Source organism: Methylibium sp. Root1272, from assembly GCF_001425905.1.
Taxonomy (GTDB): domain Bacteria; phylum Pseudomonadota; class Gammaproteobacteria; order Burkholderiales; family Burkholderiaceae_C; genus Methylibium.
Window position 1 is genome coordinate 529,686 of sequence record NZ_LMDY01000001.1, and the last position, 21,141, is coordinate 550,826.

Consider the following 21,141-nt stretch of genomic DNA (forward strand, 5'->3'; position numbering starts at 1 on the left):
CCCTCCCTCGTTATGGCCTAACGATCAGATACCGGTCTTGAACGACGTGTAGAGCCTCGTCATGGTCCGTCGGATGTCGCTGCCGATACCGTCGGGCGCGGCCATCTTCTTCAGGTCGGCCTCGTTCAGGAAGACGGTCGGGTTACCGGCGATCTCGGGCTTGACGAACTTCTTGGATTCCTTGTTCGGGTTGGCGTAGAACACCTTGTTGGTGAGGCTGGCCGCGACCTCGGGCCGCATGATGTAGTTGATGAACTTGTGGGCGTTGCCGGGGTGCGGAGCATCCGACGGGATCACCATCACGTCGAAGAACAGCACGCCGCCGGTCTTCGGGATCAGCGCCTCGATCTTCTGACCGGTCTTGCCGTCGATGGCGCGTTGCTTGGCGATGTTGATGTCACCCGACCAGCCCAGCGCGAGGCAGATCGAACCGTTGGCCATGTCGTTGATGTAGCCGGACGAACTGAACAGCGTCACGTAGGGCCGCACGCTCTTCAGCAGCGGAGCGACGCCGGCGTAGTCCGCCTGGTTCTTGCTGTAGGCGGGCTTGCCCAGGTAGTGCAGGGCGGCCGGGACGACCTCGGTGGCCGAGTCGAGCATGCTCACGCCGCAGCTCTTGAGCTTGGAGATGTACTCCGGCTTGAACACCAGGTCCCAGGCGTTGTCGGGCATCGGCAGGTTGCCCAGGGCGGCCTTGACCTTGTCGACGTTGATGCCGACCGTGGTGTAGCCCCACAGCCAGTTGACCTGGTACTGGTTGCCCGGATCGAGCTTGGCGAGTTGCTCCTGCAGCGCCGGATCGAGGTTCTTCAGGTTCGGCAGCTGCGCCTTGTCCAGTTTCTGAAGCAGCCCGCCGTCGGCCTGTAGCTTGGCCCAGTAGGAGGAGGGCACCACCACGTCGTAGCCGGTCTTGCCGGCCACCAGCTTGGCATGGACGATCTCGTTGTTGTCGAAGTTGTCGTAGCGGACCTTGATGCCGGTTTCCTTCTCGAAGTTGGCCAGCGTGTCCTCGGCGATGTAGTCGGACCAGTTGTAGACATTGAGGACCTTCTCCTCCTGGGCGTGGGCCGGGCTGGTCAGCAGGCTGCACGCGGCAGCGACGCTGGCGACCAGGCCCAGGGCACCGACCGCACGGCGCGACGACAACAGCTTCATATGGAATCCTCCGGGTTGAGACTAAGACAAAGGTAAGAACGCAACGCCCTAACGCACAGCTTCCCCGAGACGATGACCCCTGGGCAATTCGGTCAGACCCAGCCCCGGGCCTTGACGTCCGCCCATGTCAGATCCAGGCAACGCTTGATCAGCACCATCATCTCGTCGATCTGGTCGCGGGTCATCACCAGCGGTGGCGCGATGATCATTCTGTCGCCAACGGCGCGCATGATCAGACCGTTGCCGAAGCAGTGTCCGCGGCAGACCATGCCGACCTCCAGATCGGATGCAAATGGCGTGCCGCTCGCCTTGTCCTTGGTCAGCACCACCGCCCCCATCAGGCCGCAGGTCTCGGCGTCACCGACCAGCGGGTGGGCCTTGAGCGCCTCGAAGTGCTGGGCCAGGTAGGGGCCGAGGTCGTCGCGTACCCTGTCCACCAGTCTGTCGCGCTGGATCAGCCGGATGTTCGCCAGTGCCACCGCGCAGGCGACCGGGTGGCCGCTGTAGGTGTAGCCGTGGTTGAACTCGCCGCCTTGTTCGATCAGCACCCTGGCGACGCGCTCGCCGACCATCACGCCGCCCAGCGGGATGTAGCCCGAGGTCACGCCCTTGGCGAAGGTCATCAGATCGGGGCGGGTGCCCATGGTCTCGCAGCCCCACCAGCGGCCGGTCCGGCCGAAGCCGCAGATCACCTCGTCGGACACCAGCAGGATGCCGTACTTGTCGCAGATCGCCTGGATGGCGGGCCAATAGGTGGCCGGCGGGATGATCACGCCGCCGGCGCCCTGGACCGGCTCGCCGATGAAGGCGGCCACGCGCTCCGGCCCGACCTCGATGATCTTCTTCTCCAGCCAGCTGGCGGCAAGGCGGCCGAAGTCGTCGCGGCTCAGTGCCTGCGGCCGGCCCAGTTCGTACCAGTAGGGCTGCTCGATGTGGGTGATGTCGGGGATCGGCAGGCCGCCCTGGGCGTGCATGCCGCTCATGCCGCCGAGCGAGGCGCCGGCCATCGTCGAGCCGTGGTAGGCGTTGTTGCGGCTGATGATCACCTTGCGCTCGGGCTGGCCGAGCACGTCCCAGTAGCGGCGCACCATGCGCACCACGGTGTCGTTGCCCTCTGAGCCGGAGCCTGAGAAGAACACATGCTGGAACTGCGGTGGCGTCACCTCGCTCAGCAGCTCCGCCAGCTCGATCGCCGGGGGCGTGGCGGTCTGGAAGAAGGCGTTGTAGAAGGGCAGCTGCTTCAGCTGGGCGGTGGCGGCGTCGATCAGCTCCTGCTGGCCGTAGCCGACATTGACGCACCACAGCCCGCTCATCGCGTCGAGGATCTTGTGGCCCTCGCTGTCCCAGAGGTAGATGTTCTCGGCCCGCTCGATGATGCGCGAGCCCTTCTTCGCCAGCGCGTCGAAGTCGGTGAAGGGGTGCAGGAAGTGCGCCGCATCGGCGGCCTGCCAGGCTTGCGTGGTTCGGCTCATGTCGTTCGCTTCGCTCGGTCGGTCAGACGTGCAGCAGAAGGTGCTCCCGCTCCCAGGGCGAGATCACCTTCATGAACTCGGCGTATTCGATCTCCTTGACCTCGGTGTAGACCGTGACGAAGGACTCGCCCAGCACCTCGGCCAGGTCCTTCTCGGCGCGCAGCAGCTCCAGGGCCTCGCCCAGGCTGCGCGGCAGCTGGAAGTCGCCCAGGTAGGCGTCGCCCTTGCATTCCGGCGTCGGCTCGATGCGGTTCTTGATGCCCAGGTAGCCGCAGGCCAGCGTGGCGGCCAGCGCGGCGTAGGGGTTGGCGTCGGCGCCGATCACGCGGTTCTCGATGCGCCGGGCCGCCGGGGTGGCCACCGGCGAGCGGATGCCGACGGTGCGGTTGTCGGTGCCCCACTGGATGTTGATCGGCGCGGCGTTCGAGCGCACCAGGCGGCGGTAGCTGTTCACGTAGGGGGCGAACAGCGCCATCGCCGCGGGCACGTACTTCTGCAGGCCGCCGATGTACCAGTAGAACTCCTGGCTCGGCGTGCCGTCCTCGTTGCTGAAGATGTTGCGTCCGGTGGCCTTGCTGACGATGCTCTGGTGGATGTGCATCGCGCTGCCGGGCTCGCCGGCGATCGGCTTGGCCATGAAGGTGGCGAACATGTTGTGGCGCATCGCCGCCTCACGCACCGTGCGCTTGAAGAAGAACACCTCGTCGGCCAGACCCAGCGGGTGGGCATGGAAGAAGTTGATCTCCATCTGGCCCGCGCCGACCTCGTGGATCAGCGTGTCGACATTGAGCTCCATCTTCTCGCAGTAGTCGTACACGTCCTCGAACAGCGGGTCGAACTCGTTGACGGCGTCGATCGAATAGGCCTGGCGCGAGGTCTCGGCGCGGCCGCTGCGGCCGATCGGCGCCTTCAGCGGCACGTCGGGATCGGTGTTGCGCGCCACCAGGTAGAACTCCAGTTCGGGTGCGACCACCGGGTTCCAGCCCTCGGCCTCGAACAGCTCGCAGACGCGGCGCAGCACCGAGCGCGGCGCGAACGGCACCAGCTTGCCGTTGCGATCGAAGCAGTCGTGGATCACCTGCGCGGTGGGGTCGGTGGCCCAGGGCACGATGCGTACCGTGGTCGGGTCGGGCCGCAGGTGCATGTCCTGGTCGGTCGGACTGATGACGTCGTAGTACGGCCCTTCCTCGGGGAATTCGCCGGTCACGCCCATCGCGACCACCGCCTCGGGCAGTCGCATGCCGCGGTCTTCGGTGAATTTCTCGCGCGGCAGGATCTTGCCGCGCGCCACGCCGGTCAGGTCGGGCACGAGGCACTCGATCTCCGTGACGCGGCGCTCATTGAGCCATTGTTCGAGTTCGCTGAATGTGAAGTTGTCGCGGACCACCATAAGTCACCTGTTCGTTCGCTGCGCGCTTTGGGAGGGGGAAGCGGCGCGCCATCGCATCGAGCCGCGCCATCGTGGCGGGCCTGGCAGGGATCTAGGGCACGCGAGGGCGCTCGCGGACGGATTCACGGTTGAGTTCGCGGAAGCTGCGGCAGGCGTCGCCGAAGGCGCGCAGCAGCTTCATCGACACCGGGTTGTCGCGCGCCTGCCACTCGGGGTGCCATTGCACGCCGAGATTGAAGGCCGGTGCCGAGGGCAGGCTGAAGGCCTCGACGACGCCATCAGGGGCGATGGCCTCGGCGCGCAGCCCTGCGGCCAGGCGGTTCACGCCCTGGCCGTGCAAGCTGTTGACCTTGAAGTCGGCGCTGCCGAGCAGGGTGTCCAGCAGGCCGCCGGGCACCACGCTCACGGGGTGGGCCGGACCGTACTGCACGTCCACCGTCTGGGCATCGTCGGAGCGGTGGTCCATCAGGCCCGGCCGCTCCTGCACCGCCTGGTGCAGCGTGCCGCCCAGGGCCACGTTGGTTTCCTGGAAGCCGCGGCAGATGGCGAACAGCGGGATCCCGCGCTCGAGCGCGCGCGGGATCAGCGGCAGCGTCCAGTCGTCGCGCACCGGGTCGAGCGGCAGTCGGGGGTCGTTCACCACCTCGTCGAAGTGGCGCGGATGCACATTGCTCGGCGAGCCAGTCAGGAACACGCCGTCGGCGAGGTCGAGCAGTTCGTCGATCTCGTGCGCCTGGGCCGATGGCACCACCAGCGGCAGGCAGCCGGCCAGGCGGACCGCATCGATGTACTTCTGCCCGGCCACGTGGAAAGGGTGCAGTCCGATGACGCGGTTGCAGGCCGGCACCAGCACGACCGGGCGGGCCGGAGAGCGAGGGAAGTCGGGGCGGTTCATGGGGCGGATCGCGCTGGAGCGCAGGCTGTGCGCGTGGCGTGCCGGAGGCAGCCACACCGTGCAAGCAGCATGCCACGGCCACGGCCGCAGCGGGCAGTCTCACGAGTACGGAGGAGAGCGCTGCAGCGATTCACAGGGCATCCTTCAGCCGGTAGTACGCCATGCCCAGCACCAGTGCCGGCGTGCGCAGCAGACGGCCGCCGGGAAAGGCGTGATGCCTCAGGCGCGCGAAGGTGTCGAAGCGCGAGGCGTCGCCGGCCATCGCCTCGGCCACCAGCTGGCCGGCCAGGCCGGTGAGCGCCAGCCCGTGGCCTGAGAACCCCTGCAGGTAGTAGATGTTCGGCGCGGCGGTTGCGGTGCCGCCTGCACCGCGTGCGGGCAGGCGCCCGAAATCGGGCGCGCGGTTCATCGAGATGTCGACGAAGCCGCCCCAGGCGTATTCGATGCGTGTGCCGTCGAGCTGGGGGAAGGTGCCGACCATGCGTTGCTGCATGCCGGCCGCCAGATTCGTCGGTGTCACCGTGCTGTAGCTGACGCGGCCACCGTACAGCAGGCGGGCGTCGGCGGTCGGGCGGAAGTAGTCGAGCACGAAGTTGGTGTCGCACACCGCCGAACGCGAAGGGATCAGGGCGTCGCAGCGCGCCGGATCGAGCGGCTCGGAGCACACGATGTAGGTGCCGACCGGCATGATGCGGGCGTTCAGCGACGGTGCGATCTGCGGGGCGAGCTCCTGCAGGTAGACGTTGCCGGCCAGCAGCACCTGCCGGGCCCGCACGCTGCCGCGTGCCGTGCGCACGGTGCTGGAGGTGCCGGGAGCGACCGCCTGTTCGAGCGCGGTGACGGCGGAGTGCTCGAAGATGCGCACACCGAGCGATCGCGCGGCGCGTGCCAGCCCCAGGCTGTACTTCAGCGGGTGCAGGTGGCCGGAGCGCGCGTCGTGCAGGCCGCTGTGGAAGCGCGGGCTGGCAATCCAGCGGGGCAGTTCGTCGGGCGTGATCCACTGCATCGGATAGCCGTAGACGCGGGCCATGCGCTCGTGCCAGGCCTGCAGCTCGCGCGCCTTGCGGGCATTGACGGCCAGGCCCAGGTAGCCGTCCTGCCAGTCGCAGTCGATGGCGAAGCGACGGCAGCGCGCGCGGATCAGATCGAGCGCCTCGATCGACATGTTCCAGATGCGCTGCGCCTCGGACAGCCCGAGTTGCGACTCGATCTCCGACTGGTCGCACGCCAAGCCGTGGATCGCCTGACCGCCGTTGCGCCCGGAGGCCCCCCATCCGATCTGCCGCGCCTCGAGCAGAGCGACGCTGAAGCCGCGATCGGCCAGCTCGATGGCCGCCGACAAGCCGGCCAGACCGCCACCGACCACCGCGACATCGGCCGTCAGATCTTCCTGCAGCGCCGGCAAGTCCGCCTCACGCGGCGCGGTGGCGGCGTAATACGAGTCTCGCGTGAGGTCCTGATCGGCGCGAAGGAGGCTCATACGGTAGGCGCTAGGCAGTGCTCTCGGTGAAGGGGTTGCGAGGTCGGAAGGGAACGAGGGCGGTCGGGCTCAGCCGGCGCGTTTCAGCGCATCGCTCAAGGTGCCGACGATCTGGTCGACGTGCGTCTTGGCGATGATCAGCGGCGGCGACAGCGCCACGGTGTCGCCGGTGGTGCGGATCAGCACGCCGCGCTCCCAGCACTCCAGGAAGATGTCGAAGGCGCGCTTGCCCGGTGCACCGTCGATCGGTGCCAGCTCGATGCCGCCGACCAGCCCGATGTTGCGGATATCGATCACATGCGGCAGGCCCTTCAGGCTGTGCAGCGCGTCGGCGAAATAGGCTTCCATCTCGGCCGCGCGAGTGAGCAGGCCCTCCTCGGCATAGGTGTCGAGCGTGCCCAGCGCCGCGGCGCAGGCCAGTGGATGGCCGGAGTAGGTGTAGCCGTGGAAGAACTCGATCAGGTGCTCCGGGCCGTTCATGAACACGTCGTGGACGTGCTGCTTCGCGAACACCGCGCCCATCGGCACACAGCCGTTGGTCAGGCCCTTGGCCACCGTCATCAGGTCGGGCGTGACGCCGAAGCGCTGCGCCGCGAACGGCGCGCCGGTGCGGCCGAAACCGGTGATCACCTCGTCGAAGATCAACAGGATGCCGTGCTTGTCGCAGATCGCGCGCAGGCGCTCCAGGTAGCCCTGCGGCGGCAGCAGCACGCCGGTGGAACCGGCAACCGGCTCGACGATCACCGCCGCGATCGTGCTGGCGTCGTGCAGCGCCACCAGCCGCTCCAGGTCATCGGCCAGTTCGGCGCCGTGCTGCGGCTGGCCGATCGAGAAGGCGTTGCGCACCGGATCGTGGGTGTGGCGGATGTGATCGACGCCGGTCAGCAGCGACCCGAACATCTTGCGGTTGGCGACCATGCCACCCACCGAGATGCCGCCGAAATTGACGCCGTGGTAGCCGCGCTCACGACCGATCAAGCGGGTGCGCGAGCCTTCGCCGCGGACGCGGTGGTAGGCGAGCGCCATCTTCAGCGCGGTGTCGACCGATTCAGAACCCGAGTTCGTGTAGAAGACCTTGTTCAGCCCGGCCGGCGTCAGCTCGACCAGCCGCTCCGCCAGTTCGAAGGCCTTCGGGTGGGCCATGTTGAAGGGCGGCGCGAAATCGAGTTCCAGCGCCTGGGCGCGGATCGCCTCGACGATCTTCGGGCGGGCGTGGCCGGCGTTGACGCACCACAGCCCGGCGATGCCGTCGAGCACCTCGCGGCCTTCGGGCGTCCAGAAGTGCATGCCCGAGGCCTTGGACAGCAGCCGCGGCGCCTTCTTGAACTGCCGATTGGCAGTGAAGGGCATCCAGTAGGCGTCGAGATCTGTGGTCATGGAGCCGGTCCTTCGGAGCACGGGGCACGCCGCCCCGTCGCAGTGAATCACTGACCTCAGTCTAGTCTTCGCGTAACGCAATGTGCTTGCGCAATCGGCCGGTGTGAACCCGCGTCATTCGCATAAAATTCGAATAATTCAGGTAATAACAGAACATCATGGCAAACAAACCTGATCGCAAGCAATCGGATGCTCAACTCGATACCGTCGACCGGGCCATCCTGCGCGAGCTCCAGACCGACGGCCGGGTCTCGAACCAGGACCTGGCCCAGCGCGTCCACCTGTCGCCCTCGGCCTGTCTGCGGCGGGTCAAGCAGCTCGAGGATTCGGGCGTGATCGCCAGCTATGTGGCGCTGGTGAACCCCCGCGCGGTCGCCCAGCCGGGGACCAGCTACACGATCGTCAACCTGGAGCGACTGACCACGGTGGCGATCGAGGCCTTCGAGCGGGCGGTGCTCGACGTGCCGAGCATCCTCGACTGCTTCTACGTCGCCGGCACCAACGACTACCTGATCCGCTTCACCTACAAGGATGCGGACGACCTGGAGCGCTTCCACACCCACGTGTTGATGCGCCTGCCGGGCGTGCTGCGCTCGAATTCGATGCTCGTGCTGCGCACGGTCAAGAAGACGACAGCTCTGCAGGTCTGAATTGCTCCTTTGCGGAGCACCACGGGGAAGCCCGCAGCTTGTGCTCGTCTCGCGGCTTTGACATGCTCGTTTTCGACGGGCCTGACCAGGTTCGCGAAGGAGACCCATGGAGTTGAACGACGCGCAGTTGAGCGACTGGCGCAACCGGGCGCTGCAGTTGGAGTCGCTGGCGGCGCGCGCGGTGATCGGACAGCAGCGTGCGCTGCGACTGATCACGACCGCGGTGTTTGCCCGCGGGCACGTGCTGCTGCAGGGCGACGTGGGCGTCGGCAAGACGACGCTGCTGCGCAGCGTGGCGCACCTGATCGGCGGCGCCTTCGGACGCACCGAGGGCACGATCGACCTGATGCCTAACGACCTCGTCTACCACACGCACATCAGCAGCGAGGGGCGCCCGCAGGTCGACCCGGGGCCGCTGACGCAGCACGGCGACGAGCTGGCGATCTTCTTCTTCAACGAGATCAACCGCGCGCGCCCCCAGGTGCACGCGCTGCTGCTGCGCGTGATGGCCGAGCGCAGCCTGACGGCGTTCAACCGCGAGTACCGCTTCCCGCACCTGCTGGTGTTCGCCGACCGCAACCGCGTCGAGCGCGAGGAAACCTTCGAGATCTCGTCCGCGGCGCGCGACCGCTTCATGATGGAGATCACCATCGACGCGCCGGCCAGCGACGAGGACCGTCGCGCGCTGATGTTCGACCCGCGCTTCCACGACACCGATGCGCTGATCGACGAACTGCCAGCCGGCATGCTGCCCTACCGCGAGTTGCCGGCGGTGGCGGCCGCGGTGCAGCAGGGCGTGCAGGCGTCCGAGGCGCTGCGCGACTACGCACTGCACCTGTGGCGCGCCACCGCCGCGCCGGCCGACTACGGCGTGGTACTCGACGAGGCCGACACCTCGGACCTGATGCTCGCGGGCGCCAGTCCGCGCGGCATGAGCCTGATGCTGCGTGCCGCGCGCACGGCGGCCTGGCTGGACGGCCGCAGCTACGCGACGCCGGAGGACCTGCGCGCGGTGTTCCACGAGACCATCGCCCACCGCCTGTGCCTGCAACCGGTCTATGAACTGCGGCGCGCCGAGATCATCACGGCGCTCATGGAGGGCATCGTCTCGAAGGTGGCGGCGCCGTGAAGCCGGCGGTGCCCGCGGTGCGCGAGTTCCACTACCGTGTGCGGCACGGCGTGGCCGGCCATGTGCCGGGGGCGCACCGGAGCCGACGCGGCGAGGCCGGGCTCGAGTTCCGCGGCCACGTGCCACTCACCCATGCACCCGACACGCGCCGCATCGACGTTCACGCCAGCCTGCGCGACGCCTTCGGCCAGTGGCAGGTGCGGGTGTTCAGCGAGCGCAAGGCCGTTCCGGTCGTCGTGGTCGCCGACCTTTCCGCATCGATGGGCTACCGAGGCAAGCACCGCAAGCTCGACGTGCTGGCCGATTTCACGGATGCGGCGGCCCAGTCGGCATGGCGGTCCGGCGATTCCTTCGGCTTCGTCGGGTGCGACGACCTGCTGCGACGCGACTGGCTGCTGCCGCCGACGCGCCGACGCGGCCTCGGTGGCCTGCTGGCGCAACGCCTGCGCGGGCTCGAACCGCAAGGGTCGGCGCGCGGTCTCGCGCAGGCGGCGCGGGCGCTGCCGCATCGGCGTTCGCTGGTGTTCCTGGTGTCAGATTTCCACCTGCCGATCACCGAACTCGATGCCTTGCTCGGCGGGCTGGCCCACCACGAGGTGGTGCCGGTGCTGGTGTGGGACCGTCAGGAGTTCGATCCGCCGCGCAATGGCCTCACGCAGCTGGCCGACCCCGAGAGCGGCGAGCAGACCCTGGTCTGGATGCGGCCGGTGCTGCGCGAGCGTTGGCGGGCGGCCCAGGTGGAGCGGCGGGCCGCGCTGCAGGCCCTGTTCCACCGGCATCGCCTCGATCCGCTTGTCCTCGACGACGGCTACCGCGCCGATGCGGTGAGCGCTCATTTCGTGCAGGGCTGAGCATGGCAATCGGGAGCGCTCCAAGCGATGGGCGACGGCCCGGACACGCACTGAGGATGGCGCTGCTCGCCCACGCCATGCTCGGCTTGCTGATGGGGAGCGGCATCGCTGCGGCTGCTGCCGAAGATGCCGCGCCGATCGTCGTGCAGGTCGGCGATCCGCGGGCCTTCGGGCATCTTGTGGGCGACGTGCTCACGAGGACGATCGTGCTCGATGTGCCGAACCGGTTGACGCTGGACGACGCCTCGGTGCCGACCGCCGGGCGGATCGGCCACTCGTTCGAACTGCGACGGGTCGCGCAGAGCTGGCGGCCCACGCTGGCGGGCCGGCGCCACACGCTGGTGCTCGACTACCAGGTGTTCCGGGCGCCCAGCGAGCCGGTGGTGCTGGATCTGCCGTCCTTCACGCTGCGCTTCGATGGACAGCCGCGCGGCGAGGAACTGCGCATCGATTTCGCGCCGGTCGGCCTCACGCCGCTGGCGCCGCTCGAGGCGCCATTGCGGGCCGGGCTGGGCACCCTGCGACCCGACGTTCCGGCACTGCACGTCGACACCCGCCCCGAGCAGTGGCGCCTGGGCATCTACGCGGTGCTGGCGCTGCTGCCGCTGGCCCATCTGGCGATGGTCTATCTGGGCTGGCCGTGGTGGCGACGCCGGCAACGACCGTTCGCGCGCGCGCGGCGGCGGCTGCAGGGCGTGCCCATTGCCGGCCCGGCCGGTGAATGGCTGGACGCCTGGCGTGCACTGCACGCAGCGCTCGATGCCACCGCCAGCCGCGTGCTCCATGCCGGCGCCGTCGACCGCTTCGTGGCCGAGCGGCCGGCCTATGCCGGGGTGCGCGGGGAGATGCTGCAGTTCTTTGAGCGCTCGGAGCGCTTCTTCTTCGGTGGGCAGGTGCCGCTCGAGGCCGATCGCCTCTGGTTGCGCGAGTTCTGCCGGCGCTGCTTCGATATCGAACGAGGCCTGGCGTGAGATGGCGATGAACCTGCTGGACTCGATCGGCTGGGCGCATCCGACCTGGCTGTGGTTGCTGCCGCTGGCCCTGCTGCCGCTGCTGCGCGACGGCCGCACGACCCGGAGCCACTCGTGGCTCGCGCTGCTGCCCGCGGACCGCGCCTCGGTGGCGCTGAAGTGGCTTTTGCGCGTGCTCGGGGCCCTGGCCATCGCGGGCATCGTGGTCGCGCTCGCGGGGGTGTACCGCGCCGAGTACGAGGTCGAACGGGTCGGGCAGGGCGCCGAGATCGCGTTGCTGCTCGATCGCAGCCGCAGCATGGACGAGCGCTTCGCCAGCAGTTCGGCGTCCGTCAACGGGCCGACACCGGGCTCGGCCGCCTGGTATGCCTACAACCAGCAGGACGAGCGCGTGCACGTCAGCAAGGGCCAGGCGGCGCGCCAGCTGCTGGGCGAGTTCGCAGCCAGCCGCCAGCAGGACCGCTTCGCGATGGCGGTGTTCAGCACGCTGCCGATCCGGGTGCTCGACTTCACCCAGAAGACCGACGTGGTGCAGGCGGCCATCGCCGCGGGCGAGGTCGGGCGCGGTCTCGGCGAGACCGACATCGCGGCGGCGCTGCTCGAAGGCCTGCGCTTCTTCGATGACCGCCCCTACACCGGCTCGCGCATCGTGCTGCTGGTGTCGGACGGCGGCGATCACATCGATCCGGGCGTGCGGCAGGTCATCGTCGACCGGCTGCGGGCGCAACGCGTCTCGCTCTACTGGATCTACATCCGCTCGGCGCGCAGCCCGGGGCTGCGTGCAAGCGCGGGCGACGCGCCCGGTGCGGCGGACACCGTGCCGGAGATCTTCCTCGATCGATTCTTCCAGTCCGCCGGCGTGCCCTACCGTGCCTACGAAGCGGAGAACCCCGAGGCCCTGAAGCGCGCGATCGCCGACGTGGGCCGGCTGGAGAACCTGCCCATCACCTACCAGGATCTGGTGCCGCGCCGCGACCTGACGGCACACGCCTATGCGCTGGCGCTGGCCGCGGTGTTGCTGCTGTTCGCCAGCCGCTGGACCGAGGGCCGGTCATGGCGCTGATGACGCCGCGGACCCGTCTGAGGCTCGCCTGGGGCACCTTGGTGCTGCTGGCCGTGGCCGCCGGCATCGATGCCTGGCGCTGGCAGGACAAGCAGCGAGACAACGCGCTGATCGGTGCGGGCGTGGCCGACCGGCCCGGGCCGACGGAGCGCGCGGAGCTGCGTTTCGCACATGCGGCCGAGCTGGCCCGCCGCGGTGAGCGCGAGGCGGCCATCGATGCTTACCGGGTACTTCAGGACGACAGCGTGCTCGGTCGTTCGGCCCGCTACAACGCTGCGAACCAGTTGCTGTTGCAGGCGTTGGTGCTGCGCGGCTCGGCGTTGCCGGGCCAGGCGCTGCCGTTGATCGAACTGGCGAAGGCCAGCTACCGCGAGGTGCTGCGGCAGGACCCGGGTCGCTGGGACGCCCGCTACAACCTCGAGCGCGCCCAGCGTCTGCAGCCCGACCCCGACGATGCCGAGCCAGAGGCCGCCGGACCGCCGGAGAACGCCGAGCGCGCTGCCACGACGATGCGTGGCGTATCGCGAGGCCTGCCATGAAACTCGTCGACCTGCGGTCGGCCTTGCGTCGCGGCGGGGCGTCGCTGCGCGCAGGGACGGCCCGCGCGTGCCTGGCGCTCGCGGCGTTGGCGCTGGCCATCACCTTCGTGTCGCCGCACCTCACCTGGCCGCAGCGGCAGAGCGACATGGTGATCGTGCTCGACGTGACGCAGAGCATGGAGGTGGCCGACCAGCAACGCGACGGCCGTTCGGTCACCCGTCTGGCGCAGGCCAAGTGGGTGATCGGCGAAGTGCTGCGCAAGCTGCCGTGCGGAAGCCGCATCGGCTGGGGCCTGTTCACTGAATACCGCTCCTTCCTGCTGATGGATCCGGTGGAGGTGTGCGAGAACCAGCGGGAGTTGCTGTCCCTGCTGTCGAACATCGATGGCCGCATGGCCTGGACCGGCAACAGTGAGGTCGCCAAGGGGCTGTACAGCGGGTTGAAGATCGTCAAGGCCCTGCCGTCCCGACCGGCACTGGTGTTCGTGACCGACGGGCAGGAGGCCCCGCCGGTCAACCCGCAGTACCGCCCCAGCGACGAAGGCGCCGTGCGTGTCGCGCCGGGCCTGGTGGTGGGCGTGGGCGGCCTGTTGCCGGCGCGCATCCCGAAGCACGACCTCGAAGGTCGCGCCTACGGCTACTGGGAAGCCGATGAAGTCATGCAGCTCGACCCGCGCAGCTACGGCCGGGGCGGCAGCGTGGCGGGAGAGCAGATGGTCGAGGACGGCAGCGACCGCCCCGGCGTGATGCTGGGTTCGACGCCGGGCAGCGAGCACTTGTCGTCGCTGCGCGAACCCTATCTGCAACTGCTGGCCAGCGAAACAGGCCTGGCCTACCAGCGGCTCACCACGCCCCAGGCGCTGTATGCGGCGCTGACCAGCGAGCAGCTGGCGCATCCGGTCGCGTCGCGCGTGGATCTGCGCTGGCCCTTCGGGCTGCTGGGCTTGCTGGCGCTGCTCGCGGTCTACCTGCCGGCGCGGCGCCCGGGGGGCGTCAAGCGGGCCGGTGGGCGCCACGGCGCGCCATCTGTCCGCACAGATACGTCCACACGAAACTTGCCGCGGCATAGCTCGTGAGTTCGGCGTGATCGTAGGGTGGGGCGACCTCCACGCAGTCCATGCCGACGAAGTCGAGATCGGCCAGTTCCTCCAACAGCGACAGCACCTGGTTCGTCGTCATGCCACCGGGCTCGGGCGTGCCGGTGCCTGGCGCGAATGCCGGGTCGAGGCAATCGATGTCGAGGCTGAGGTAGAGCGGCGGATGGCCGTGGGCTGCGAGCCGTTCACGGATCGCCGTCGTCACCGGTGCCAGCTGCACCGGGCTCTCCAGGCCGCGCAACTGCCTTGCATCGAAGATCTGCCCGCCCTGGGTTCGCACGTAGTCGCGAGCCTCGCGAACGCCGGCCGAGCGGATGCCGATCTGCGTGAAGCACTCGGGAATCACCAACCCTTCCTGGATGGCTTCGTAGACCCAGGTTCCGTGGCCGCTGGGTTCGCCGAAATGATCTTCCCAGGTGTCGCAATGGGCGTCGAAATGGATCACGGCCAGCGGTCGGCCCAGCCAGTCCCTGTAGGCCCGCAGCAGCGGCAGCGTGACCGAGTGGTCCCCGCCGATCCAGGCCATGTGGTGAGCTCGGATCATCTCGCCCACCAGCGGTGCCATCGCCGCGCGCATGCCTTCGAGGCTGGTGTTGGGGAGCGGCAGGTCGCCGAGGTCGGTCAGGTAGGGTGCCGGGCTGACATCGAAATGCGGATGGATGCCATCGCACAGCATGTGGCTCGCCTCGCGGATTGCGCGCGGACCGAAGCGCGCGCCGGGCCGATTGGTGACCGAGCCGTCCCACGCCAGCCCGGCGACCGCGTAGGGTCGATCGGCGCGCAGCGGAAGTTTCAGGAAGGTGTTGCCGGAGAGAAAGGCGAAGGTGCTCATGGCCGCGATCATCCTCGGTCGCGACCCGAATGACAGTCGGATGCGCATCCCTGGCTGAATTTCCCACGATGAGAAATTGTCTTGTCGCGATGCAAAACGCTAGGATGCTGCAGCGCCGCAGATTTTTTCATGGCGAAAGAATCGATTTCACATGCGGAAATTTTCATTCCAAGTTGTTGTTTTAAATAGATTTCTGGTTGAGTCTTATATAAGATAGAAGTCTTCCTCGGCGCACCGTTTGGCCTTACGCTGAGACATCGTTTCCCCACCTTCTTTCACTCACTTCCGGAGCCCGACATGAGCCAACCGACCCGTGAACAACAGATCGCCGCCCTCGAAAAAGACTGGGCCGAGAACCCGCGCTGGAAGGGCCTGAAGCGCGGCTACAGCGCGGCCGACGTCGTGCGTCTGCGCGGCAGCCTGCAGCCCGAGTACACGATCGCCAAGCGCGGCGCCGAGAAGCTGTGGGCACAGTGCAACGGCGCGTCGAAGAAGGGCTACGTCAACGCCTTCGGCGCGATCACCGCGGGCCAGGCCATGCAGCAGGCCAAGGCCGGCGTCGAGGCGGTCTACCTGTCGGGATGGCAAGTGGCTGCCGACGGCAACACCTCCGAGACCATGTACCCCGACCAGTCGCTGTACGCCTACGACTCGGTGCCGACCATGGTCCGCCGCATCAACAACACCTTCAAGCGCGCCGACGAGATCCAGTGGTCGCGCGGCACCGGCCCGGGCGACAAGGACTTCGTCGACTACTTCCTGCCGATCGTGGCCGACGCGGAAGCCGGCTTCGGCGGCGTGCTGAACGCCTTCGAACTGATGAAGAACATGATTGCCGCCGGCGCTGCCGGCGTGCACTTCGAGGACCAGCTCGCTGCGGTCAAGAAGTGCGGCCACATGGGCGGCAAGGTGCTGGTGCCGACCCAGGAAGCCTGCGAGAAGCTGATCGCCGCGCGCTTTGCCGCCGACGTGATGGGCGTGTCGACCATCGTGCTGGCCCGCACCGATGCCGAAGCTGCCAACCTCATCACCAGCGACCATGACGCCAACGACAAGCCCTTCCTGACCGGTGAACGCACTCAGGAAGGCTTCTACCGCGTGAAGAACGGCCTCGAGCAGGCCATCAGCCGCGGCGTCGCCTACGCCGCCTACGCCGACCTCGTGTGGTGCGAGACCGGCACGCCGGACCTGGGCTTCGCCCGCGAGTTCGCGCAGGCCGTGCATGCCAAGCACCCGGGCAAGCTGCTGAGCTACAACTGTTCGCCGTCGTTCAACTGGAGGAAGAACCTGGACGACAAGACGATCGCCGTGTTCCAGGAAAAGCTCTCGGAGCTGGGCTACAAGTACCAGTTCATCACCCTCGCGGGCATCCACATCAACTGGTACAACACTTTCCAGTTCGCCCAGGCTTATGCCAAGGGCGAGGGTATGAAGCACTACGTCGAGATGGTGCAGGAGCCCGAGTTCAAGGCGCGCGAGCAGGGCTACACCTTCGTGTCGCACCAGCAGGAAGTCGGCGCGGGCTACTTCGACGACGTGACCACCGTGATCCAGGGCGGCTCGTCGAGCGTGAAGGCGCTGACCGGCTCGACCGAAGAAGAGCAGTTCCACTGATCGGGGACCAGCGAGCGGCGCCTACAATGCGCGCTCGCACCCACGAACAAGGACGAGAAAGGCACGCCGGGTTATGACACCGCGAACGTCGACCACCATCCACCAGGGTTGTCCGACCGCAGTCTGAGCACGTCTGTTCTTTCTTGTCTCAAAGCGCGGTCTCCACCGCGCTTTTTTCATTTCAGAGGCTCTTCCATGATCGTGATCACGCTTCCCGATGGCTCGCAACGCGAGTTCCCCGGCCCGGTCACCGTGGCCGAGGTCGCGGCCTCGATCGGCACCGGGCTCTCAAAGGCGGCGCTGGGTGGCCGTGTCGACGGCAAGCTGGTCGACACGGGTCACCGCATCGAGGGCGATGCACGGCTCGCCATCGTCACCGACAAGGATGCCGACGGCCTCGAACTGATCCGCCACTCGACGGCCCACCTGCTGGCGTACGCGGTGAAGGAACTGTTCCCCGATGCGCAGGTGACGATCGGTCCGGTCATCGAGAACGGCTTCTACTACGACTTCTCGTACAAGCGCCCGTTCACGCCGGAGGATCTGGCGGCCATCGAGGCCAAGATGACGGAGCTGGCGAAGAAGGACGAGAAGGTCCTGCGCCGCGTGCTGCCGCGCGACGAGGCCGTCGCGCACTTCAAGTCGATCGGCGAAGACTACAAGGCCGAGATCATCGCCAGCATTCCGGCCGGCCAGGAGGTGTCGCTGTACCGCGAAGGCTCGTTCGAGGATCTGTGCCGTGGCCCGCACGTGCCGAGCACGGGCAAGCTCAGGCACTTCAAGCTGATGAAGGTGGCCGGGGCCTATTGGCGCGGCGACCATCGCAACGAGATGCTGCAGCGCATCTACGGCACGGCCTGGGCCAGCAAGGACGAACTGCAGCAGTACCTGCACATGCTCGAGGAGGCCGAGAAGCGTGATCACCGCAAGCTCGGCCGCGAACTCGACTTGTTCCACCTCGACGAGCATGCGCCGGGCTTGGTGTTCTGGCACCCGAAGGGCTGGACGGTGTGGCAGCAGGTCGAGCAGTACATGCGCGCGGTCTACCGCGACAACGGCTATCTCGAGGTCAAGGGTCCGCAGATCCTCGACCAGGGCCTGTGGGAGAAGACCGGACACTGGGACAAGTACCGCGAGAACATGTTCGTCACGGAGTCGGAGAAGCGCGACTACGCGCTCAAGCCGATGAACTGCCCGGGCCACATCCTGATCTACAAGCAGGGCATCAAGAGCTATCGAGACCTGCCGCTGCGCTATGGCGAGTTCGGGCAGTGCCACCGCAACGAACCCACCGGCGGCCTGCACGGCATCATGCGGGTGCGCGGCTTCACGCAGGACGACGGCCACATCTTCTGCACCGAGGAGCACATCCTGCCGGAGTGCGTGGCCTACACGGCCTTGCTGCAGAAGGTCTACAAGGACTTCGGCTTCAACGACATCATCTACAAGGTCGCCACCCGGCCCGAGAAGCGGATCGGCTCCGATGCGGTCTGGGACAAGGCCGAGCATGCGCTGGTGGAAAGCCTGCGGGCTTCGGGCTGCGAGTTCGTCATCTCGCCCGGCGAAGGCGCGTTCTATGGCCCGAAGATCGAATACACATTGAAGGACGCCCTGGGCCGTCAATGGCAGTGCGGCACGATGCAGGTCGATTTCTCGCTGCCGGAGCGGCTGGATGCGGTCTACGTGGCCGAGAGCGGCGAACGCCTGTTCCCGGTGATGCTGCACCGGGCGATCGTCGGCAGCCTCGAGCGCTTCATCGGCATCCTCATCGAGCAGCACGCCGGCGCGCTGCCGGCGTGGCTCGCACCGGTGCAGGTGATGGTGCTCAACATTACCGACGGGCAGGCCGACTACGCCGCCCAGATTGCGAAAACGCTGCAAAAACAAGGAGTTAGAGCCGGCGTCGATTTGCGCAACGAGAAAATCACGTATAAAATCCGCGAGCATTCCATGCAAAAGCTCCCGTACATCCTCGTCGTCGGCGACAAGGAAAAGGCTGCGGGGGCCGTTGCGGTGCGCGCCCGGGGCAACCAGGACCTCGGCGTGATGCCTCTAGATGCCTTTTCCCAGAGGATGGCTAGCGACATCGCCCACAAGGTGTGATGCGGGAGTTCGTTTCCCACACCACACCTTGGTTGTCCAGGCGCGTGTGTGTTCGATGTGGAGCCTGAGCGCTGGAACGCACAGGGCTCGAAAGGATTCTGACCATCGCTAATTTCTTTGACCGTCGCACCCGTAACGACGAACGCAAGCACCGGCTGAACCGGGAAATCATGGCGCCGGAAGTGCGCCTGAACGGGCCCGAGAACGAGCCGCTGGGCATCGTCAGCATCCAGGAGGCCTTGCGCCTGGCGGGTGAGGCGGACGTCGATCTGGTGGAGATTTCGGCGACTGCGGACCCGCCGGTCTGCCGGCTGATGGACTACGGCAAGTTCAAGTACGCGGAACAGAAGAAGGCCGCGGAAGCCAAGGCCAAGCAGCACGTCATCGACATCAAGGAAGTGAAATTCCGGCCCGGTACGGATGAAGGCGATTACGCGATCAAGATGCGCAACCTGCGTCGCTTCCTCGAAGAGGGCGACAAGGGCAAGGTGACCTTGCGGTACCGCGGCCGCGAGATCACGCACCAGGACATCGGCATGCGGTTGCTCGAGCGCATTCGCGACGAACTCACCGATGTGTCGGTGGTGGAGAACATGCCGAAGCTCGAAGGGCGCCAGATGATCATGGTGCTCGGGCCGAAGCGAAAGAAGTGAGTTCACCGTCGTTGCGGTCTGGTCGCTGCAACGAAGGCACAAGTGACCGACAGGCCCCAAGTCCGCGAGTGGTTCGCGGCGCCTGCGGGAACAAACTAGAAGGAGCAGTCATGCCCAAGATGAAGACCAAGAAGAGCGCTGCCAAGCGTTTCCGTGTCCGCCCGGGCGGCACCGTCAAGCGGGGTCAGGCGTTCAAGCGCCACATCCTCACCAAGAAGAGCACCAAGAACAAGCGCCACCTGCGTGGCACGGCTGCGGTGCACGAGACCAACATGGGCCACATGGCCCAGATGCTGCCGTTCGCAGGCCTCTGAGCCGCGACGTCCAGGTCTCAGATCAATTCTTGAAGGAGTAGAAACATGCCTCGCGTCAAACGTGGTGTCACCGCACGCGCTCGTCACAAGAAGGTCCTGGAGCTCGCCAAGGGCTTCCGTGGCCGCCGCAAGAACGTCTATCGCATCGCCAAACAGGCGGTGATGAAGGCGGGTCAGTATGCCTACCGTGACCGTCGCAACCGCAAGCGCGTCTTCCGTCGCCTGTGGATCGCCCGCATCAATGCGGCTTCGCGCAGCCACGGCATCACGTACAGCCGTTTCATGGCCGGCATCAAGAAGGCCGCGATCGACATCGATCGCAAGATGCTCGCGGAGCTGGCGGTCAATGATCCGGCCGCTTTCGGCAGCATCGTCGAGAAGGTGAAGGCCCAGCTCGCCTGATCGATGTCGGGCCTCGCAGGCCCGATGTGCACTGCAGGGGCCGAGGCGCGAGCGTCGGCCCCTTGCTTTTTCAGCGTCACCTCCTTCATCCGCAAGACAGAGATCTGATGGAAGCATTCAGTCAACTGGTGCAACGAGCAGTGCAGGCCTTCGCCGGGGCCCGTACGCCGGCTGAACTCGAGGATGCGAAAGCCATCTTCCTCGGCAAGAGCGGCGAGCTCACGGCCCAGATGAAGCAGCTGGCGAGCCTGCCGGTCGACGAGAAGAAGGCCCGCGGCGCCGAGATCAATGCGGCCAAGCAGCAGGTCGAGGCCGCGCTCGCGGCGCGACGACAGGCGCTGGCCGATGCCGAACTGGCGCTGCAACTGCGTGCCGAGTCGCTCGACGTCACGCTGCCGGGCCGGCGCCGTGGCAGCGGCGGACTGCATCCGATCACCCGCGCGATGGAGCGCATCGAGGCCATCTTCGGGTCGATGGGCTTCGAGGTGGCCGACGGCCCCGAGATCGAGACGGACTGGTTCAACTTCACCGCGCTCAACACGCCGGCCGATCACCCGGCGCGCTCGATGCACGACACGTTCTACGTCGAGGGCGGTCAGGTGCTGCGCACCCACACCAGCCCGATGCAGATCCGCCATGCGGTGCGGCACGTGAAGGCGCACCGCGCCGCGCTCGATGCCGGCCTGCCGATGCCGGAGATCCGCGTCATTGCTCCGGGGCGCACCTACCGCGTCGACAGCGATGCGACGCACTCGCCGATGTTCCATCAGGTCGAGGGCCTGTGGGTGGGCGAGAACATCAGCTTCAAGGACCTGAAATCGGTCTACGTGAGCTTCATCCGGGCCTTCTTCGAGACCAGCAATCTGCAGATCCGCTTCCGGCCCAGCTATTTTCCGTTCACCGAGCCGAGCGCCGAGATCGACATGATGTTCGGCAGCGGTCCGCTGAAGGGCCGCTGGCTCGAGGTATCTGGGTCGGGGCAGGTGCACCCGCAGGTGATCCGCAACATGGGCCTGGACCCGGAGCGCTACATCGGCTTTGCCTTCGGGTCGGGCATCGACCGGCTGGCGATGCTGCGCTATGGCGTCAGCGACCTGCGGCTGTTCTTCGACGGCGACCTGCGCTTCCTGTCGCAGTTCAAGTGATCCGGTTTC

20 protein-coding genes are annotated in these 21,141 nt (G+C 67.2%); 13 read left to right on the top strand and 7 right to left on the bottom strand.

What is annotated here, in order from left to right:
* Positions 1-24: 24 nt before the first annotated feature.
* The 6 genes from ASC67_RS02490 to ASC67_RS02515 all read right to left on the bottom strand — a co-directional run bounded on the left by ASC67_RS02490 (position 25) and on the right by ASC67_RS02515 (position 7,769).
* Positions 25-1,155 (bottom strand): polyamine ABC transporter substrate-binding protein, encoded by a 1,131-nt coding sequence (locus tag ASC67_RS02490; RefSeq protein WP_056314749.1) that lies wholly within the window; start codon positions 1,153-1,155, stop codon positions 25-27.
* Between the two features lie 92 nt (positions 1,156-1,247).
* The gene (locus tag ASC67_RS02495; RefSeq protein ID WP_056314750.1) at positions 1,248-2,627 is read right to left on the bottom strand and encodes an aspartate aminotransferase family protein; all 1,380 of its coding nucleotides are present in this window, start codon (positions 2,625-2,627) and stop codon (positions 1,248-1,250) included.
* Between the two features lie 22 nt (positions 2,628-2,649).
* Positions 2,650-4,017, bottom strand: a complete 1,368-nt coding sequence (locus tag ASC67_RS02500) for a glutamine synthetase family protein (RefSeq protein WP_056314752.1) — start codon at positions 4,015-4,017, stop codon at positions 2,650-2,652.
* Between the two features lie 91 nt (positions 4,018-4,108).
* Positions 4,109-4,912, bottom strand: coding sequence for a gamma-glutamyl-gamma-aminobutyrate hydrolase family protein (locus tag ASC67_RS02505; RefSeq protein WP_056314753.1), 804 nt, complete (start codon positions 4,910-4,912; stop codon positions 4,109-4,111).
* A gap of 130 nt (positions 4,913-5,042) precedes the next feature.
* Complete coding sequence (locus tag ASC67_RS02510) at positions 5,043-6,392, bottom strand: FAD-binding oxidoreductase (protein WP_056314756.1); 1,350 nt, start codon at positions 6,390-6,392, stop codon at positions 5,043-5,045.
* Between the two features lie 69 nt (positions 6,393-6,461).
* Complete coding sequence (locus tag ASC67_RS02515) at positions 6,462-7,769, bottom strand: aspartate aminotransferase family protein (RefSeq protein ID WP_056314758.1); 1,308 nt, start codon at positions 7,767-7,769, stop codon at positions 6,462-6,464.
* Positions 7,770-7,927: 158 nt separating this feature from the next.
* Here ASC67_RS02515 and ASC67_RS02520 point away from each other — a divergent pair, with 158 nt between their 5' ends.
* The 7 genes from ASC67_RS02520 (at position 7,928) to ASC67_RS02550 (ending at position 14,048) form a co-directional block, all read left to right on the top strand.
* Positions 7,928-8,419, top strand: coding sequence for an Lrp/AsnC family transcriptional regulator (locus ASC67_RS02520; protein ID WP_056314760.1), 492 nt, complete (start codon positions 7,928-7,930; stop codon positions 8,417-8,419).
* Between the two features lie 106 nt (positions 8,420-8,525).
* Positions 8,526-9,548 (top strand): MoxR family ATPase, encoded by a 1,023-nt coding sequence (locus ASC67_RS02525; RefSeq protein ID WP_056314762.1) that lies wholly within the window; start codon positions 8,526-8,528, stop codon positions 9,546-9,548.
* Positions 9,545-10,399: a DUF58 domain-containing protein gene (locus ASC67_RS02530; RefSeq protein WP_056314764.1), complete on the top strand. Its 855-nt coding sequence runs from the start codon at positions 9,545-9,547 to the stop codon at positions 10,397-10,399. The genes ASC67_RS02525 and ASC67_RS02530 overlap by 4 nt, the downstream gene beginning before the upstream one ends.
* Positions 10,400-10,455: 56 nt before the next feature.
* Entirely contained in the window at positions 10,456-11,370 is a 915-nt protein-coding gene (locus ASC67_RS02535) for a hypothetical protein (RefSeq protein ID WP_056314766.1), read from the top strand.
* A 7-nt stretch (positions 11,371-11,377) separates the two neighbouring features.
* Entirely contained in the window at positions 11,378-12,433 is a 1,056-nt protein-coding gene (locus tag ASC67_RS02540) for a vWA domain-containing protein (protein ID WP_200946771.1), read from the top strand.
* Positions 12,424-12,972, top strand: a complete 549-nt coding sequence (locus tag ASC67_RS02545; protein ID WP_056314769.1) for a hypothetical protein — start codon at positions 12,424-12,426, stop codon at positions 12,970-12,972. The genes ASC67_RS02540 and ASC67_RS02545 overlap by 10 nt, the downstream gene beginning before the upstream one ends.
* Positions 12,969-14,048, top strand: coding sequence for a vWA domain-containing protein (locus ASC67_RS02550; protein WP_056314771.1), 1,080 nt, complete (start codon positions 12,969-12,971; stop codon positions 14,046-14,048). Before ASC67_RS02545 ends, ASC67_RS02550 begins: the two co-directional genes overlap by 4 nt.
* Here ASC67_RS02550 and speB read toward each other — a convergent pair.
* Positions 13,966-14,901: an agmatinase gene (speB, locus tag ASC67_RS02555; protein WP_235566195.1), complete on the bottom strand. Its 936-nt coding sequence runs from the start codon at positions 14,899-14,901 to the stop codon at positions 13,966-13,968. The genes ASC67_RS02550 and speB overlap by 83 nt on opposite strands.
* Before the next feature lie 297 nt (positions 14,902-15,198).
* Here speB and aceA point away from each other — a divergent pair, with 297 nt between their 5' ends.
* The 6 genes from aceA (at position 15,199) to pheS (ending at position 21,132) form a co-directional block, all read left to right on the top strand.
* A complete protein-coding gene (gene aceA, locus ASC67_RS02560) occupies positions 15,199-16,515 on the top strand; it encodes an isocitrate lyase (RefSeq protein WP_056314774.1) in 1,317 nt (438 codons plus the stop codon).
* Between the two features lie 195 nt (positions 16,516-16,710).
* Positions 16,711-18,618 carry a threonine--tRNA ligase gene (gene thrS / locus ASC67_RS02565; RefSeq protein ID WP_056314776.1) on the top strand — a complete coding sequence of 636 codons (1,908 nt, stop codon included), beginning with the start codon at positions 16,711-16,713 and terminating at the stop codon, positions 18,616-18,618.
* 95 nt (positions 18,619-18,713) lie between these two features.
* Positions 18,714-19,271 (top strand): translation initiation factor IF-3, encoded by a 558-nt coding sequence (gene infC / locus ASC67_RS02570; RefSeq protein WP_082535782.1) that lies wholly within the window; start codon positions 18,714-18,716, stop codon positions 19,269-19,271.
* A 110-nt stretch (positions 19,272-19,381) separates the two neighbouring features.
* Entirely contained in the window at positions 19,382-19,585 is a 204-nt protein-coding gene (gene rpmI / locus ASC67_RS02575) for a 50S ribosomal protein L35 (RefSeq protein ID WP_056314780.1), read from the top strand.
* 45 nt (positions 19,586-19,630) lie between these two features.
* The gene (gene rplT / locus ASC67_RS02580) at positions 19,631-19,987 is read left to right on the top strand and encodes a 50S ribosomal protein L20 (RefSeq protein WP_056314782.1); all 357 of its coding nucleotides are present in this window, start codon (positions 19,631-19,633) and stop codon (positions 19,985-19,987) included.
* Positions 19,988-20,094: 107 nt separating this feature from the next.
* A complete protein-coding gene (gene pheS / locus ASC67_RS02585; RefSeq protein ID WP_056314783.1) occupies positions 20,095-21,132 on the top strand; it encodes a phenylalanine--tRNA ligase subunit alpha in 1,038 nt (345 codons plus the stop codon).
* The last annotated feature ends 9 nt before the right edge of the window (positions 21,133-21,141 follow it).

Bases quoted from the DNA above. Each gene is read 5' to 3' on its own strand.
- ASC67_RS02490 (WP_056314749.1), bottom strand. From the start codon at position 1,155: ATGAAGCTGTTGTCGTCGCGCCGTGCGGTCGGTGCCCTGGGCCTGGTC.
- ASC67_RS02495 (WP_056314750.1), bottom strand. From the start codon at position 2,627: ATGAGCCGAACCACGCAAGCCTGGCAGGCCGCCGATGCGGCGCACTTC.
- ASC67_RS02500 (WP_056314752.1), bottom strand. From the start codon at position 4,017: ATGGTGGTCCGCGACAACTTCACATTCAGCGAACTCGAACAATGGCTC.
- ASC67_RS02505 (WP_056314753.1), bottom strand. From the start codon at position 4,912: ATGAACCGCCCCGACTTCCCTCGCTCTCCGGCCCGCCCGGTCGTGCTG.
- ASC67_RS02510 (WP_056314756.1), bottom strand. From the start codon at position 6,392: ATGAGCCTCCTTCGCGCCGATCAGGACCTCACGCGAGACTCGTATTAC.
- ASC67_RS02515 (WP_056314758.1), bottom strand. From the start codon at position 7,769: ATGACCACAGATCTCGACGCCTACTGGATGCCCTTCACTGCCAATCGG.
- ASC67_RS02520 (WP_056314760.1), top strand. From the start codon at position 7,928: ATGGCAAACAAACCTGATCGCAAGCAATCGGATGCTCAACTCGATACC.
- ASC67_RS02525 (WP_056314762.1), top strand. From the start codon at position 8,526: ATGGAGTTGAACGACGCGCAGTTGAGCGACTGGCGCAACCGGGCGCTG.
- ASC67_RS02535 (WP_056314766.1), top strand. From the start codon at position 10,456: ATGGCGCTGCTCGCCCACGCCATGCTCGGCTTGCTGATGGGGAGCGGC.
- ASC67_RS02540 (WP_200946771.1), top strand. From the start codon at position 11,378: ATGAACCTGCTGGACTCGATCGGCTGGGCGCATCCGACCTGGCTGTGG.
- ASC67_RS02545 (WP_056314769.1), top strand. From the start codon at position 12,424: ATGGCGCTGATGACGCCGCGGACCCGTCTGAGGCTCGCCTGGGGCACC.
- ASC67_RS02550 (WP_056314771.1), top strand. From the start codon at position 12,969: ATGAAACTCGTCGACCTGCGGTCGGCCTTGCGTCGCGGCGGGGCGTCG.
- speB (WP_235566195.1), bottom strand. From the start codon at position 14,901: ATGAGCACCTTCGCCTTTCTCTCCGGCAACACCTTCCTGAAACTTCCG.
- aceA (WP_056314774.1), top strand. From the start codon at position 15,199: ATGAGCCAACCGACCCGTGAACAACAGATCGCCGCCCTCGAAAAAGAC.
- thrS (WP_056314776.1), top strand. From the start codon at position 16,711: ATGATCGTGATCACGCTTCCCGATGGCTCGCAACGCGAGTTCCCCGGC.
- rpmI (WP_056314780.1), top strand. From the start codon at position 19,382: ATGCCCAAGATGAAGACCAAGAAGAGCGCTGCCAAGCGTTTCCGTGTC.
- rplT (WP_056314782.1), top strand. From the start codon at position 19,631: ATGCCTCGCGTCAAACGTGGTGTCACCGCACGCGCTCGTCACAAGAAG.
- pheS (WP_056314783.1), top strand. From the start codon at position 20,095: ATGGAAGCATTCAGTCAACTGGTGCAACGAGCAGTGCAGGCCTTCGCC.